The following is a 15874-nucleotide window of genomic DNA, read 5'->3' as shown; positions in this document are numbered from 1 at the left end:
GGGGGACACGCCCCGGGGAGCTTGCCGGTGGGCACCGGGATCCCTTTACTTGTCCGAGTACGCCCCTTTTCTCCCCAGAACGAGCGTAGAAGGCAGGCCCGTGCCCCCCGAGACCCCTGAGGCTTCCGCCACCCGGATCGACACCTCCGTCCCCCACAACGCCCGGATCTGGAACTACTGGCTGGGCGGCCGGGACAACTACCCGGTGGACCGGGAGATGGGCGAGCAGATCCGCTCCTTCTTCCCCGAGATCGTGGACAACGCGGTCGCCGACCGCGGCTTCCTCGTCCGCGCCGTGACCCACCTGGCGCGCGAGGAGGGCGTCCGGCAGTTCCTGGACATCGGCACCGGGCTTCCCACCCACAACAACACCCACGAGGTGGCCCAGTCGGTGGCGCCCGACGCGAAGGTCGTCTACGTCGACAACGACCCGCTGGTGCTGACCCACGCCCGCGCACTGCTCACCGGCAGCGACCAGGGGGCCGCCGACTACGTCGACGCCGACCTGCGCGACCCGCGGGCCATCCTGCGGGAGGCCTCCCGGACCCTGGACCTGGAGCGGCCGGTGGCGCTGATGCTGCTGGGCGTGGTCAACTTCGTCGCCGACGACGCCGAGGTCCGCTCGATCCTGGACCGGCTCCTGGAGGCCCTGGCGCCGGGCAGCTTCCTGGTCCTGTCCCACCCCACCGACGACATCGACCGCGAACGCGCCCACCAGGTGGCCGCGGCCTGGAACGAGCGCGGCACCCCCAAGCTCACCATCCGCACGGCCGAGCGGATCAGCGGGCTCTTCGACGGGCTGGAACTGCTGGAGCCGGGCGTGGTCTCCTGCTCCCTGTGGCGTTCGGCCCCCGCCGAGGTGGGCGGGGCGCGTCCGGTGGCCGAGTACTGCGGCGTGGCCCGCAAGGCCTGACCCCCGCCCCCCCTGTCAGCCGGGCGCACCGCGACGCCCGGCTGAGGGAGGGTCGCCGCGGCGTCGCGCGGCGGAGGCCGGCCGCGCGGAACCCCGGCTCAGTCGGCGCGGGCGATGGCGATGGTCGCCCCGAGCCGGTGCCCGGCCTCGTAGAACATGTACTGCACGCCTCCGTCGGAGCCGAACGAGGGCGCCGCGCTGCGGCCCGAGTCCGGCGGCCCGGCCATGGGGGTGTGCACCGTGCCCAGGTGGCGGCGCAGGCCGAAGTCGCGCCCCACCTCGGTCAGGCGGATGTCGCCCAGGTTGGTGTGGTAGGCGACGTAGGTGCTGCCCCCGCGCTCGACCACGTGCGGGCCCGACAGGTCCGACACCCCCACCTCGGCGTGGTCCACGAGCGGGTCGGGATCGAAGTCGAACGTGATCCCGTCCGCCGACCACCCCCACCCGATGGAGCGGTGGTTGCTGGTGCTGTTGCGCATGAAGACCATGACGTAGCGCGCGCCCCGGTCGGGCAGCCGGTACTCGAAGACGCGCGCGTAGGAGGCCTCGGTGGTGCCCGGCACCATCGCCGTGGTCAGCACCTCGCCCTCGTAGGTGAAGCTGACGCCGTCGCGTGAGCGGGCCAGCCGCGTCGTGGTGTTCTCCCCGTGGAAGTACAGCCACATCTCGCGGCGTTCGGAGTTCCACATCACGTGTGGTGAGGACACGTGGCTGACGTCGTAGTGCGGGGCCCACGCGTTGGCCACGACGGGGTTGCGCGGGTACTCGGTGAAGGGCCCGTCCGGGCTGTCGGCGTAGGCCAGGCAGATGCCGCCGGGCCTCTCGTGCGGGGCGTAGTAGAGCAGGAAGCGGCCGGGCGCGTCGGGCAGGCGGCCCACGGTTCCGCGCAGGCAGGGGAAGATCAGCTCCCCGGTGGGGTTGTAGTCCAGTTCGGCGGTGTCGAGCGCCTCGCGCAGGAACCGGTAGGTCGGCAGGACGTCGGCCGCCGCGGTGCCGCCGGCGGTGGTGGCCGGGGTCGCGGTCGTGGCACCCGCCGAGGTCGGGGCCAGCAGTCCCGGGGCCAGCAGGGCGCCCGCCGCGGCCGCTCCGGCGCCCCGCAGGAGTGTGCGGCGGTCGGGGACGGAGAGGGGGCGGGGGTGAGCGTCGTCGGACATGACGGTTCCCTTCCGGAGCGGGTCGGGGGGAGGCTCCGAGGCCCAGAGTCTTCACCAGCGCCGATACGTCGGTCAAGGTTCTAATACGTATTAACGAAAGATCCTGTCCCGGGGTGGAAATCCGCCCGTCATCCTCTTGACATACGCCGTGGCGCGGCTCACAGTCGTCAACTAATGCGCATTAACACGGCATGCAAGAGGAGAAACAGGTGACGGAAGTCAGGAGGGCGGGGCCGAGGCGACGCCCCCGCCAGTCCGACATCGCGCGGGTGGCCGGGGTCTCCCAGGCCACGGTCTCGCTGGTGTTGCGGGGTACCCCCACCGGGATGTCCCTGGCCCGTGAGACCCGCCAGCGGGTGCTCGACGCCGCGGAGGAGCTGGGCTACGTGCCCGACCCGGTCGCCACCCGGCTGGCCTCGGCCAGCAACGCGATGCTGGGGCTGTACACCTTCAGCACCACCTTCCCCACCGACGTGGCGCACTCCTACTACCCGGTCCTGGTCGGGGTGGAGGAGGAGGCCGCGGCCCAGGGCCAGGACCTCATCCTGTTCACCGGGTCCGCGCGCGCCGCCGCCAGCGCCGACGACCCGGCCGCGGTGCGGCGGGTGCGGGTGGCCGACGGCTGCCTGTTCTTCGGCCGCCACGTGCCCGACGAACCCATCCGGCGCCTGGCCGAGGACGGCTTCCCCTTCGTCTACATCGGCCGCCGCGACGAGCCCGGTGTGCCCTACGTGGGCGCCGACTACGTCTCGGCCTCGGCCCAGGTGGTGGCGCGCCTGGCGGGCCTGGGCCACCGCGAGCTGCGCTACCTGCGCGAGCACGACCAGGCCCCGGCCTCGACCGACCGCGAGGAGGGCGTGCTGCGCGGCGCCCGCGCGGCCGGGATCGACACCGCGCGCCTGGTGGTGCGCACCGACGGCTCGGACCTGGACGAACTGCTGCGGCGCTGGCTGGCCGAGGGCGTGACCGCCGTCGTGGTCGAGCAGACCGACACCGGCGCCGCCCTGGACGGCCTGGCCGCCGCGGTGGACCGGGCCGGTCTGCGCTGCCCGGACGAGCTTTCCCTGGCCCTGCTGGGCGCGCCGACCGGGACCCGGGGCCGCGCCCCGGGCGGCGGCGCGGCCTACGGCGGCTTCGACGTGCCCCTGCGCGCGATGGGCCGCGACGCGGTCCGTCTGCTGCTGGAACTGATCGCGGGCGCCCACGGGGAGACCCCCCGGCGCCTGCTGCCCTGCGAGCCGGTGGAGGGCGGCACCGTCGCCGCGCCCCGGACACGACACACCTGAGAAAGGCCCTCATGACCGAGACCAGCACAGAGATCCTCGTCGTCGGCGGGGGACTGGGCGGCGTGGCCGCGGCCCTGGCCGCCGCCGACTCCGGCCGCCGCGTGGTGCTGACCGAGGAGACCGACTGGATCGGCGGGCAGCTCACCGCGCAGGCGGTACCGCCCGACGAGAACCCGTGGATCGAGCGCTTCGGCTCCACCGCGTCCTACCGGCGCCTGCGTGAGGGCATCCGCGACCACTACCGCCGCGCCTACCCGCTGCGGGCCGAGGCCGCCTCCTCGCTCACCCTCAACCCCGGCGCGGGCCGGGTCAGCAAGCTGTGCCACGAGCCCCGCGTGGCCCTGGCGGTGCTGGAGGAGATGGTGGGCCCGCACCGTGCGGCCGGTCGCCTGACCGTCCTGCTGCGCCACCGGCCGGTGGCCGCGCACACCGACGGCGACCGGGTGAGCGCGGTGGAGCTGGAGGACGAGCAGGGGCGCCGCCACACCGTGGGCGCCGCCTACGTCCTGGACGCCACCGAGAACGGCGACCTGCTGCCGATGGCGGGCCTGGACCACGTCACCGGCGCCGAGGCCCGCTCCGAGCACGGTGAGCCGCACGCCCCCGAGGTGGCCGACCCGGCCAACCTCCAGGGCATCACCTACTGCTTCGCCATGTCGCACCACGACGGCGAGGACCACACCATCGAGCGCCCGGCGATGTACGACTTCTGGCGCTCCTACACGCCCGAGTTCTGGCCGGGGCCGCTGCTGGGCTTCTCGGCCCCCGACCCGCGCACCCTGGAGCCGGTGGCGCGCACCTTCGTGCCCAACCCCGACACCGACCCGCTCGCGGTGGCCGCCGACCAGAGCGCGGACGCGGGCGACAAGGAGCTGTGGGGCTTCCGGCGCATCCTGGCCCGGCGCATGCACCTGCCCGGGGCCTTCGACTCCGACATCACCCTGGCCAACTGGCCGCTCAACGACTACTGGCTCAAGCCCGCCCTGGAGATCGAGGGGCTGGTGGACGCCCAGGCCGTCCGCGAGGCCCACGAGGAGGCCCGCCAGCTGTCGTTGTCGGTGCTGTACTGGCTCCAGACCGAGGCGCCCCGCGCCGACGGCGGCACCGGCTTCCCCGGGCTCAAGCCCCGGCCCGACGTCACCGGCGCGGAGTTGGGCCTGGCCAAGGCCGCCTACGTGCGCGAGTCCCGGCGCGTCCGGGCGGTCACCACCGTCACCGAGCACGACGTGTCCCTGGACCTGCTGGGCCCGCACGGCATCGTGCGCCGCCACGACTCGGTGGGCGTGGGCAGCTACCGCATCGACCTGCACCCCTCCACGGGCGGCGACAACTACGTGGACGTGGCCAGTGTCCCGTTCGAGATCCCGCTGGGCGCCCTGCTGCCCGAGCGGGAGACCAACCTGCTGCCCGCCGCCAAGAACATCGGCACCACCCACATCACCAACGGCTGCTTCCGGCTGCACCCGGTGGAGTGGAACATCGGCGAGGCCGCCGGGCGGCTGGCCGCCTTCGCCCTGGAGCACGGCACCACGCCGCACGCCGTGCGCGCCAAGGACGAACTGCTGGAGGCCTTCACCTCCGTGCTGGACCGCACCGGTGTCGAGCGCCACTGGCCCGACGTGCGCGGCTACTGACCCCTTCCGCACCGGGGGCGGGCGGTCGCGCCCCTGCGGGCCTCCGCTTCGCTTCGGTCCGGACGTCCGCCCCCGACCCCGCGCAGTCCCATCCCGCGCAGTCCCATCCCGCACAGTCCCACCCCGCACAGTCCCACCCCGCACAACCCCACTCCCCACCGACCGACTCCCCACAGAAGGGGTGACCATGAGCGACGCGACCCCAACCCCGTCCCCGGGCCCCGGTTCCAGTCCCGGTCCCGTGCGCATCGGCATCGACGTCGGCGGGACCTTCACCGACGCCGTGGCCGTCAGCGCCACCACCTACGCCCTGTTGGGCCAGGTCAAGGTGCCCACCAGCCACGACCACGCCGACGGCGTGGCCCACGGCATCATGACCGCGCTGGAACGCCTGCTCGGCGACATCGGCGTGCGCGCCGAGGACGTGGGCTTCCTCGCCCACGGCACCACCCAGGCCACCAACGCCCTGCTGGAGGGCGACGTGGCCACCATCGGCATCGTCGGCGTCGGCAGCGGCTACGACGCCTTCGCCACCCGCAGGCTGCGCTCCCTGGGCAAGCTCAAGTTGGACTCGGGTCACCCGCTGCCCGTGCGCTACGCCGCGCTGCGCGAACCCGACCGGCAGGACGCGGCCCTGGCCAGCGTCGACCAGGTGGTCGCCGAGGGAGCCGAGGTCGTCGTCGCCGTCGAACCCTTCAGTGTGGACGACCCCCGCGGTGAGCTGGCCGTACTGGAGGCCGCCCGCGCCCGCGGGGTTCCGGTCACAGCCACCCACGAGATCACCCAGCTCTACGGCCTGGGCAAGCGCGCCCGCACCGCGGCGCTCAACGCCGGGGTCATGCCCCGGATGCTCCAGACCGCCGACCTGGTCGAGCGCAGCATCCACAAGGCCGGGGTCACCGCCCCGCTCATGGTCATGCGCTGCGACGGAGGCGTGATGTCGCTGCCCGAGATGCGCCACCGGCCCCTGCTCACCGTGCTCTCCGGCCCCGCCGCGGGGGTGGCGGGCGCCCTGATGGGCGAGAAGGTCAGCGAGGGCGTGTTCCTGGAGACCGGCGGCACCTCCACCGACATCAGCGTCATCCGGCGCGGGCGGGTCCAGATCCGCCACGCCCGCCTGGGCGGCAGGGAGACCTACCTGTCGGCGCTGGACGTGCGCACCGTCGGCATCGGCGGGGGCTCCCTCGTCCGGGTCGGCGGGGGAGAGGGCCCCGGCCGGGCGAGCCTGACCGACGTGGGGCCGCGCAGCGCCCACATCGCCGGGCTGCCCTACGCCTGCTTCGCCGGACCGGAGGAGCTGGAGGGCGCCCGCCTGGTCCGGATCAGCCCCATGTCCTCCGACCCGGGCGACCACGCCGTCCTGGAGAGCGGCGGGCGGCGCTTCGCCCTGACCGTGACCTGCGCGGCCAACGCCGCCGGGCTCGTCCCCGAGGGCGACTACGCCCGCGCCGACGCCCGTGCGGCCCGCGCCGCCCTCGCCCCGCTGGCCCGGGCCCTGGGAGTGGAGGTGGAGGAGGCCGCCCGCGCGGTGCTGCACAAGGCCACCGAGCGCGTGGCCGCGGTCGTGGACGAGATGGTGGGCGACTACGGGCTGGACCGGCAGGTGTGCGCCCTGGTCGGCGGGGGCGGCGGCGCGGCCACCGTCACCCCCTACCTGGGCCAGCGCACCGGGCTGGACGCGCGCATCGCCGCGCACAGCGAGGTCATCAGCCCCCTGGGCGTGGCGCTGGCGCTGGTGCGCGAGTCGGTGGAGCGCATCATCCCCGGCGCGACCCACGCCGACGTGCTCGCGGTGCGCGCCGAGGCCGAGCAGGCGGTGCTGCGCCAGGGCGCCGACCCGGCGGGGATCGAGGTGGACGTCACCGTCGACCCCCAGCGCAACCTGGTGGCGGCCGTGGCCACGGGCGCCACCGAGCTGCGCACCAGGGACCGCGCCGCCACCGCGGATGCCGAGGCCGGGGCGCGCGCCGCGGCCGCGGTCAGTCTGGGCGCCGAACCGGACGAGCTCACCGCGTACGCGGCCAACGGCCAGTACCGGGTGTTCGGGCTGGTGCGCAGACCCGGGGGACCGCTGGGGCGCTTCGCCCGCGAACGCACCCACGTTCGGGTGGTGGACGCCGAAGGGGTGGTGCGCCTGCACAGCGCCGACGCCCAGGTGGACACGCTGGTGGCCGCCGAGGCCGAGGGGAGGCTCAAGGACCTGGTGGCCGAGCGCACCGCCTACGGCGACGGCGGGGCGCTGCCCCCGGCGGTGTGGCTGCTGCTGGGGCCCAAGTTCGCCGACCTGTCGGGGGTGCTGGACCCGGGGCACCTGGTCGCGCTGGCCTCGGCGGAGATCGCCAGGCGCGCCCCCGACGAGACGGTCATCGCGGTCATGGAGAAGCGGCGGTGAGCGCGCACACGCCGCCGGGCGCGGTCCACGCCGACCTCGCGCAGGAGTACGCGCGCATCGGCGCCGCCTCCGACGAGGAGCTGGCCGCCGACCTGCTCGCCCTGACCGCCACCCACGAGGGACGCGACCGCGACCTGCTGCTGTCCTGGGCCGCCACGGCGCTGCGCTTCGGCGAGCGCATGGCCGACGAGGACGCCGGAGCGGCCGGGAACCCCGGGGTCGCTGGGCCTTCCGGGCCCGCTGGGACGGTGGGCAGCAGAGGGGCCGGGGCAGGCGCCACGAGCACCCCAGCCGCCCCAGGCGTTACGGGTTCCTCGGGTGCGGTGAGCGCTCCAAGCCTCATGGGTCCTTCGGGCCTGCGTGTGGAGGAGCGGGCCACCGGCGGGCTGCGTCCGGGCGAGGTCCTGCTCGCCGAGTACCTGCACCGCGCCTCCGGAGACCGGGTGGTCGTCTACACCGACGCCCTCGACCACGCCCACCGCGTGGCCCGCGACGCCGGGTGGGGGCGCGATCTCACCCGCGCGGCCCTGCGCGAGACCGCGCTGGCCCACGAACACGCCCACCGGATGCTGCACGCCGGACGAGGCCGCGCGCTGCGGCGCGAACTCGACCACGTCCTGGTGCGGCTGGGGCCGCTGCGCCTGCGCGGCCACGTGGTCGGTGCCGACGAGATCGCCGCGCACGCCTACGCCCGCCGCCGCGCGGGGCTGCGCCGCAGCCCGATCGCGCTCACCGCGGCCATCGCCGCCACCCTTGCCCACCGGGGCGCGGGCCACGACCGGCCCGCCCCGCGAACCTCCCCCGGAGAACGCCCGTGACCGCCTTCGCAATCCTCCTCGCCATGGCGGTGGGCGTCGGCCTGATGCTGACGCGCCGCCTGCCCACCGCCTTCGCCCTCGTCCTGCTCTCCGTCGCGATCGCGCTCATCGCGGGTGCTCCGCTCATGGGGGAGGAGGGCAGCGTCACCGGGACGGTCATCCAGGAGGGCGCCCCGCGCCTGGCCGCGACCATGATCGCCATCCTCCTGGGCAGCTGGCTGGGCACGCTGATGTCCGAGGCGGGGATCGCCTCCACCCTCGTGCGCAAGATCGTGGAGTTCGGCGGGGATCGCCCCTCGCTGGTCGCCGTCGGCGTCTTCGTCGTCGCGATCCTGTGCGGCAGCATCACCGGGTCGGCGCCCGCGGCCATGCTCGCCGGCGTGGTGGGCATCCCCGCGATGATCGCGGTCGGGGTCACCCCCACCGTCGCGGCCGGAACCGTGCTGGTGGGCATCGCCGCCGGGCTGCCGCTGGAGCTGATCAACTGGCAGTTCCTGTCCGACGCCATCGGGGTGCCGGTCTCCACCGTCCAGCACTTCCAGCTGCGCCTGTTCCCGATCGCGCTGGTGGGCGGACTCGCCTACATCCTCGTCGAGATGCGCCGCAAGGGCGCCCGGCACACCTGGGCGGTGCGGGTCCCGGCCGGAGCAGGGGGAACCGGTTCCGGGGCCGCCGGGACAACGCCGCCGAGCCGCCGTCAGCGGGCCGCCGAGCGGCGCAGGCGGCGCGGGGACGCGCCCTGGTACGCGCTGGTCACGCCGCTGGTGCCGATCGTGCTGGCGCTGGGGCTGCACGTGCCCATCGTGCCCTCGCTGCTGGCCGGTGTGGTCTTCGCGCTGCTGACGGCCGTGCCCTGGCGCGAGATGTCCTCCACCGCGCTGCGCACGCTCTACCAGGCCTTCGACGTGGCAGCGCCGCCCATCGTGCTGTTCATCGCGATCGGCATGCTGCTGGCGGCGGTGAACCTGCCCGGGGCCGTCTCGGCTCTCACCCCGGTGGTGACCGCGATCAGTCCGAGCAACCCGTGGCTGTTCGTGCTGGTCTTCGCCGTGCTGGTGCCGCTGGCCCTGTACCGGGGGCCGATGAACATCTTCGGTCTGGGCGCGGGTGTGGCCGGGGTGCTCATCTCCGGCGGCATCTACCCGGCCCCGGCGGTGCTGGGGCTGATGGCCTCCTACGGCCAGGTGCTGGGGGTGTCGGACCCCACCAGCACGCAGACGGTGTGGAGCGCGCAGTACGCGGGGGTGCGCCCGGAGCGGTCGATGCTCTCGACGCTGCCCTACACGTGGGTGATCGCCATCGCCGGTCTGGTGCTGACGGTGTTCCTGTACCTGATGTGACGCCGGTGGGGCCCAACAGGCGTGAGCTGGGCCCGCGAGAGCACGGCGGACGGTCCCGTGGAGGTGGCGCGGGGCCGTCCGCCGCGCTGTGCGCCGCGCCGACGCCGGGCCTTCACACGACGGAAATATTGGCCTTACCAATCCATTGACGCCCGCGACCTGCGACTTGTACGCTCTCTCACATTGGTCAGGCCAATCAGGAGGTGCGGTGGACACGAACTTCGACGCCCTGGTCGAGGCGCTGGCGCCGGAGGCCAAGGCCGCCGGTACCGAGTCGCGCCTGATGACGGAGCGGGAGCTGGCCGAGCGGCTGGGCACGAGCCGGGCCACGGTCCGGGAGAACCTCGGCAGCCTGGAGATGCTCGGCATGGTGCGCCGCACCCAGGGGGCGGGGACGTTCTTCACCAGGCCCGACGCCTCCTTCGTCCAGTTCCTGTTCGGCCTCATGTCCAAGTTCGGCCACATCGACGACGCCAGCGTCGAACGCGCCCGGGAGATGATGGAGGTCGCCGTGGTCCAGGAGGCCGCCGACCGGGCCGACGAGGAGGACGTGCGCGTGCTGCGCGGCCACGTCGAGGACATGGTCCGGGCCACCGCCGCGGGTGACGCCGAGGCCGGGCACGAGGCCGACTACGCCTTCCACAAGAAACTGTTCCAGATCGCCGACAACCCGGTGATCGAGTTCTTCGTCGACGGCATGAGCCTGGCGCTCAGGGACGTCCTCGCCCACAAGCGTGCCCTGGCCCTGGACATCGAGGCCCGCGCCGCCGAGGACGACGCCACGGGGCCCCGCAGGACGGACACTGTCCACACGCCCATCGTCGACGCCGTCGAGGCGCACGACCGCAGCGCCGCCGCGGCCGCGATGGTGGAGCACTTCACCCTGTGGCGCCGCATCACCGAGGGTGCCGCGCCCGCCGACGGGCACTGAGGGACCGGCAGACGTGCTGCCGGTGTGACGCCTGGGGTCCTGACCTGCGGCGAAACGGGGGGCGCGTCCCGCTCCGGTCCCTGCGTTCACGGACACCGACCGGCCCGAAACATCCCCCGCGGGGGAGAAGGAAGACACATGGACACCACACCAGTTCCACAGCCATGCCCGAAAACGGCCGTGATGTTCGTCGGCGTCGGCGCCATCGGCCTGCCCATGGCCCTCCAGGTCGCCGCGGCCGGGCACACCGTGGTCGGCGTGGACCCCTCGCCGCACCGCCGCGAGGAGGCCCGGGCCCAGGGCCTGCGCACCCAGCCCGACACCGCGGGCGTCGGTGAGGCCGACGTCGTCATCGTCATGGTCGCCACCCCCGACCAGCTGCGCGCCGCGGTCACCGCCCCGGGCGGCGCCCTGGAGACCATGCGCGCCGACTCGGTGCTCGTGGTCATGAGCACCGTCGGACCCGGCCCCGTGCGCGAGGTCGCCGACCGCGCCCGCGAGCGCGGGGTGCGGCTGCTGGACGTGCCGGTCACCGGAGGTGTGGCCGGGGCCCGCCGCGCGGCCCTGACCCTGTTCGCCTCCGGCGACCCCGGGGCCCTCGAACGGTGCAGACCCGTGCTGGAGGCGATGGGCACGGTGCGCGACTGCGGCGACCAGGCCGGGCGCGGACAGTCCTACAAGGTCGTCAATCAGCTCCTGTGCTCGGTGCACATCGCGGCCGCGGCCGAGTCCCTGGCCCTGGCCGAACGCCTCGGACTCGACCCCGCCGACGTGCTGGAGGCCGTCGGCGGCGGCGCCGGAGGCTCCTGGATGCTCGGCGACCGCGGCCCGCGCATGCTGCCGGACGGCCCCGACGAGATCACCAGCACCATCGGCATCTTCGTCAAGGACTCCGGGCTGGTCGCCGACACCGCCGAGGAGGCCGGGTTCTCCGCACCACTCCTCCTGGCCGCCCGCGACGCCTACACCAGGGCCGCCGAGGCCGGTCTGATCGACCACGACGACTCCCAGGTCATCCGGGTCTACCGGGACTGACCCCGCCGGGCCCCGCCGGGTCCGTGCCCTCCCCCTCACCTCCCCCGTCCCCGCGCGGCGCCGACGGTCCGCTCACCATGCCCGGAACACGCCTTCGGGGGAGGTGCGCGGGGACCCGCGCCGCCACGACAGAGAGAACCCGAGCATGGACGCCCTCGTACTCGCACTGATCGCCCTGGGGGCGATCGGCGCGCTACTCGTCCTCATCATCCGCTTCAACGTCCCCGCCTTCGTCGCGCTCCTGCTGGTCAGCGTCGGCACCGCCCTGGCCACGGGCATGCCCTTCGAGGACGTGGTGCCCACCATCGTGGAGGGGCTGGGCGGGACCCTGGGCAACGTGGCCCTCCTGGTGGGGCTGGGCGCCATGCTCGGCGCCATCGTCGAGCACTCCGGCGGAGCGGACGCGCTCTCCGAGCGCTTCAGCGCGCTGCTCGGCCCGGCCAGGGTGGGCGTGGCGCTGCTGATCGCCTCCTCGGTGATCGCGGTGCCGATCTTCTTCGACGTCGCCTTCATCGTCCTGGTCCCGATCATCTACGCCTTCTCGCGGGCGGCCCGCCTGTCCTCGCCCATGCGCATCGGCCTGCCCATCGCCGGGCTGATGCTCTTCATCCACGTGGTGCTGCCGCCCCACCCCGGCATCGTCGGCAGTTCCGTGCTCACCGGGGCCGACATGGGCCTGGTGACCCTCCTGGGCGCCGCGCTCATCCTCCCGGTGGGCGTGGTCGCCCACTACACGGCGAAGCTGCTCAACCGGCGCGCGTACGCCATGCTGCCCTCCACCGCGGAACTGTACGAGCAGAACACCGGCGAACCCGGATCCGGCGGCACGAACGACGCGGGGTCCTCCGGCATCGTGGGTGGTGCGGGTTCTCCGGTCGGCACGGAGCCCGCCGGCGGCGCCGACGGCACCGGATCCTCCGGCGCGACCAAGGTCTCCGCCCGCCCCCGGGTGGAGCCGCAGCGCCCGCCCAGCGCCGCCGCGGTGATCACGGTCATCGCCGTGCCCATCCTCATGATCGGCCTCCAGACCGTCGCCGCACTGTTCCTGGAGGAGGGATCCGTGTCCCTGCGCCTCCTGAGCATGGTCGGGGCCCCGCCCTTCGCGCTGCTCACCGGCTGCCTGCTGGCCCTGTACCTGCTGGGCGTGCGCCGCGGCTGGTCGATGCGCTCGGTCGGCTCGGTCATGGACGCCGCGCTCGCCCCGGCGGCGGTGGTCGTGTTCGTGACCGGCGCGGGCGGCGCGTTCGCCGGGGTGCTCACCGCCAGCGGCATCGGCGAGGTGCTCTCCGGGAGCATGCTCGGCCTGGGACTGCCCCTGCTGCTCCTGGCCTTCTGCCTGGCCGCACTGCTGCGGGCGGCCCAGGGCTCGGCCACCGTCTCGGCCCTGACCACCTCCGGGCTCCTGGCCGAGGCCATCTCCTCGGGTGGGTACAGCGGCCTGGAGGTCGCCCTGATCAATCTCGCCATCGGCTGCGGCGCCATCTGCCTGTCCCACGTCAACGACTCGGGCTTCTGGATCGTCTCGCGCTACCTGGGCCTGTCAGTGCGCGACGCGCTGCGCACCTGGAGCGTGCTCGTCACGGCCCTGGGCACGAGCGGGTTCGCCCTCGTCGGCCTGACCTGGGCCCTGGTCTGAGCCCCGCGTCCCGGAACGGGACGCGCCGCCCCCCGCACCACACCCTTCGCACACCGAGGAAGGTCCGTATGAACCAGACCGCCACCCGACCCGGAGGCGGCGTCGACACCGCCAGGCTGGAGCGGCTGCGCGCCGCCGCCTACCGCATCCGGCTCAACGCACTCACCCAGGCCCAGGTCCAGGGGCAGGGCTACATCGGCCAGGCCCTCGGGTTCGCCGACGTGCTCGCCGCCCTGTACGCCGACCACCTGCGGCTGCGGCCCGACGAGCCGGGCTGGGAGGGGCGCGACCGCTGCCTGCTCAGCATCGGCCACTACGCCATCGCCCTGTACGCCGCCCTGGCCGAGGCGGGGGTCATCCCCGAGGAGGAGCTGACCACCTACGCCACCGACGACTCGCGCCTGCCGATGTCGGGCATGGCGACCTACACGCCGGGGATGGAGATCTCCGGCGGCTCCCTGGGCCACGGGCTGGGGATCGCGGTGGGCGTCGGGCTGGGACTGCGCCGCAAGGGCAACCCCGCCCGCGTGTACAACCTGCTCTCCGACGGCGAGCTGAGCGAGGGCTCCACGTGGGAGGCGGTGCAGGCCGCCGCCCACCACCGCCTGGACAACGTGACCGCGATCGTGGACATGAACCGCCAGGTGGCCGACGGGCCCGCCCAGGAGGTCATGGGCACCGAGCCCGCCGACGAGAAGCTGCGCGTCAGCGGATGGCACACCCTGCGGGTGGACGGCAACGACGTGGCCGCCGTCGCCGCGGCCCTGGACGAGCTGCGGGCGCACCGCGGCTCGCCCACCGCGCTGGTGTGCGACACCAGGATCGGCGCGGGGGTGCCGATGCTGGAGAGCAGGGAGAAGCTGCACTTCATGCGGGTGGCCGAGGACGAGTGGCAGACCGCGCGCGAGCAGCTGCGCCAGGGATACGAGGGGTACACGGCATGAGCACCACCATCAGCAGCAGCGCCAGCACCGGTAGCACCGGCAGTGGTGGCGGTAGCGGCAGCGGCAAAAGGCTGACGTCGGACGCCATGATCGCCTCGATCGCGGAGGAGGGCGCGCGCACCGTCCAGGCGCCCCTGGGGCACGCGCTGGTGCGCGCCGCGCGCGAGGACGAGCGCGTCGTGGGGCTGTCGGCGGACCTGGCCAAGTACACCGACATGCACGTCTTCCGCGACGCCATGCCCGACCGCTTCCACCAGATGGGCATGGCCGAACAGGTGATGATGGGCGCCGCCGCCGGGTTGGCGATGGAGGGCTTCGTGCCCTTCGCCTCCACCTACTCGGTCTTCGCCACCCGCCGCGCCTACGACTTCCTGTGCCTGGACATCGCCGAGCCGGGGCTCAACGTCAACGTCGTCGCGGCGCTGCCCGGCCTGACCACCGGCTACGGCCCCAGCCACCAGGCGACCGAGGACGTCGCCCTGCTGCGGGGTATCCCCGGGATGGTGATCGTGGACCCGTGCGACTCGGTGGACATCGAGCAGGCGGTTCCCCAGTTGATCGCGCACGAGGGGCCGACCTACACCCGCATTCTGCGCGGCGCGGTGCCCACGGTGCTGGACGAGTACGACTACGAGTTCCAGCTGGGCAAGGCCGCGCTCCTGCGCGGCGGCGACGACGTCCTGTTCGTCTCCTCGGGGATGATGACCGAGCGCGCGCTGCGCGCCGCCGCGGAGCTGGAGGCCGACCGGATCGGCGTCGCGGTCCTGCACGTGCCCACCATCAAGCCGCTGGACGTGGAGGCGGTCCTGGAGCAGGTGGGGCGGGACCGCAAGGTGTTCGTGCTGGAGAACCACTCGGTCGTGGGCGGGCTGTTCGAGTCGGTGGCCTCGGTGCTGGTCCAGCGCGGGGTGGCCCGCCGGGTGGAGCACATCGGACTGCCGGACGAGTTCCTGGACGCGGGGGCGCTGCCCACCCTCTACGACCGCTACGGCGTGTCCGTGCCCAGGATCGTGGAGAGGGTGCGCGCCTCGCTGTGACGGGCCGAGCTGGGGTGGGCCGAGCTGGGGCGGGCTGAACTGGGGCAGGCCGAGCTGGGGCGGGCTGAACTGGAACCGAACGAGGTGCAAGGTGACGTGACGAGACGCAACGATGCATGAGGTGATGTGACGGAACGGGCCTCGGCCGAGGAAGAGAGCCGGGGCCCGCGAAGGTGTGGCGGGAGACCTCTACGGGGTGGGGGTTCCCGCCGCACTCGCTCGGGGGGGCGGGCCCTCCTCCCGCCGTACCGCTTCGGGGGAGCGGGCAGAGGTGGCTGTTGCGGCTGCTGTGTTGGCACCAACGGCGGGAGCGGCTCGGGGAGGGCGTTCAACGCTTGCTGTGCGCGCGTGGTCGCTCGCTCCTGCGGCACCGGCTGCCGCGAGGTGGCTTGGGAGGGCGACCAGCGCTTGGCGTTCGGGGATGGTGGGCCTCTGCTGCGTCGGCACCAAAGGCGAGCGGTCCCTCCGGCCTTGGGCAGCGGTACCGGCCCCGGTGGTGGGGGTGGGCGACGGTGGCAGCGACGACGGTGGGCGTTGGGCCCGGGTTGCGTGTCGGGCGCGGGCATGCCAGGGCTCGGCACGGCCGGGGGTCATTCCCGGGGCGGTGGGTCCGGGTCCCCGTCGGACGGGTGGCCCCGTCCTTGTCCTCGGTGTTGGTGTGTGCGCAGTTCGCGTTGGTACTTGGCCCGGTTGTGCGGGCCGCACAACGGTTGCAAGTTGGCTACCACCGTGCGCCCTCCTCGGGAGAACGAGG

The 15874-nt window shown here is 73.9% G+C and carries 12 protein-coding genes and 1 pseudogene; 11 read left to right on the top strand and 2 right to left on the bottom strand.

What is annotated here, in order from left to right:
• Positions 1 to 100: 100 nt before the first annotated feature.
• On the top strand, positions 101 to 913 hold the full coding sequence (locus FYW99_RS28060) for an SAM-dependent methyltransferase (protein WP_150255020.1): 813 nt from the start codon (positions 101 to 103) through the stop codon (positions 911 to 913).
• Between the two features lie 98 nt (positions 914 to 1011).
• Here the strand turns inward: FYW99_RS28060 and FYW99_RS28055 are convergent, their stop codons facing one another.
• Entirely contained in the window at positions 1012 to 2067 is a 1056-nt protein-coding gene (locus FYW99_RS28055; RefSeq protein ID WP_150255019.1) for a glycoside hydrolase family protein, read from the bottom strand.
• 209 nt (positions 2068 to 2276) lie between these two features.
• On the opposite strand from FYW99_RS28055, the gene FYW99_RS28050 reads away from it, so the two are divergent.
• The 10 genes from FYW99_RS28050 (at position 2277) to FYW99_RS28005 (ending at position 15120) form a co-directional block, all read left to right on the top strand.
• Positions 2277 to 3353, top strand: coding sequence for a LacI family DNA-binding transcriptional regulator (locus FYW99_RS28050; protein ID WP_150255018.1), 1077 nt, complete (start codon positions 2277 to 2279; stop codon positions 3351 to 3353).
• 11 nt (positions 3354 to 3364) lie between these two features.
• Positions 3365 to 4987 (top strand): FAD-dependent oxidoreductase, encoded by a 1623-nt coding sequence (locus FYW99_RS28045; RefSeq protein ID WP_150255017.1) that lies wholly within the window; start codon positions 3365 to 3367, stop codon positions 4985 to 4987.
• A gap of 187 nt (positions 4988 to 5174) precedes the next feature.
• Complete coding sequence (locus FYW99_RS28040) at positions 5175 to 7379, top strand: hydantoinase/oxoprolinase family protein (RefSeq protein ID WP_190394842.1); 2205 nt, start codon at positions 5175 to 5177, stop codon at positions 7377 to 7379.
• Entirely contained in the window at positions 7376 to 8197 is an 822-nt protein-coding gene (locus tag FYW99_RS28035; RefSeq protein ID WP_223839692.1) for a hypothetical protein, read from the top strand. The genes FYW99_RS28040 and FYW99_RS28035 overlap by 4 nt, the downstream gene beginning before the upstream one ends.
• Complete coding sequence (locus tag FYW99_RS28030) at positions 8194 to 9537, top strand: transporter (protein ID WP_150255016.1); 1344 nt, start codon at positions 8194 to 8196, stop codon at positions 9535 to 9537. The genes FYW99_RS28035 and FYW99_RS28030 overlap by 4 nt, the downstream gene beginning before the upstream one ends.
• Positions 9538 to 9745: 208 nt before the next feature.
• Positions 9746 to 10468, top strand: a complete 723-nt coding sequence (locus tag FYW99_RS28025) for a FadR/GntR family transcriptional regulator (RefSeq protein ID WP_150255015.1) — start codon at positions 9746 to 9748, stop codon at positions 10466 to 10468.
• A gap of 138 nt (positions 10469 to 10606) precedes the next feature.
• Positions 10607 to 11503: an NAD(P)-dependent oxidoreductase gene (locus FYW99_RS28020; RefSeq protein ID WP_150255014.1), complete on the top strand. Its 897-nt coding sequence runs from the start codon at positions 10607 to 10609 to the stop codon at positions 11501 to 11503.
• A 145-nt stretch (positions 11504 to 11648) separates the two neighbouring features.
• Complete coding sequence (locus FYW99_RS28015; protein WP_150255013.1) at positions 11649 to 13139, top strand: GntT/GntP/DsdX family permease; 1491 nt, start codon at positions 11649 to 11651, stop codon at positions 13137 to 13139.
• A gap of 68 nt (positions 13140 to 13207) precedes the next feature.
• Positions 13208 to 14083 carry a transketolase gene (locus FYW99_RS28010; protein ID WP_150255012.1) on the top strand — a complete coding sequence of 292 codons (876 nt, stop codon included), beginning with the start codon at positions 13208 to 13210 and terminating at the stop codon, positions 14081 to 14083.
• The gene (locus FYW99_RS28005) at positions 14080 to 15120 is read left to right on the top strand and encodes a transketolase family protein (protein ID WP_190394841.1); all 1041 of its coding nucleotides are present in this window, start codon (positions 14080 to 14082) and stop codon (positions 15118 to 15120) included. Before FYW99_RS28010 ends, FYW99_RS28005 begins: the two co-directional genes overlap by 4 nt.
• Before the next feature lie 590 nt (positions 15121 to 15710).
• On the opposite strand, the pseudogene FYW99_RS32625 reads toward FYW99_RS28005, so the two are convergent.
• Positions 15711 to 15874: pseudogene (locus FYW99_RS32625) on the bottom strand (HNH endonuclease); the annotation flags it as partial.

This window comes from Nocardiopsis deserti (assembly GCF_008638355.1).
Lineage (GTDB): Bacteria > Actinomycetota > Actinomycetes > Streptosporangiales > Streptosporangiaceae > Nocardiopsis > Nocardiopsis alborubida.
Note: the sequence above shows the minus strand (reverse complement) of the source record. Positions and strands in the feature narration are given on the sequence as shown.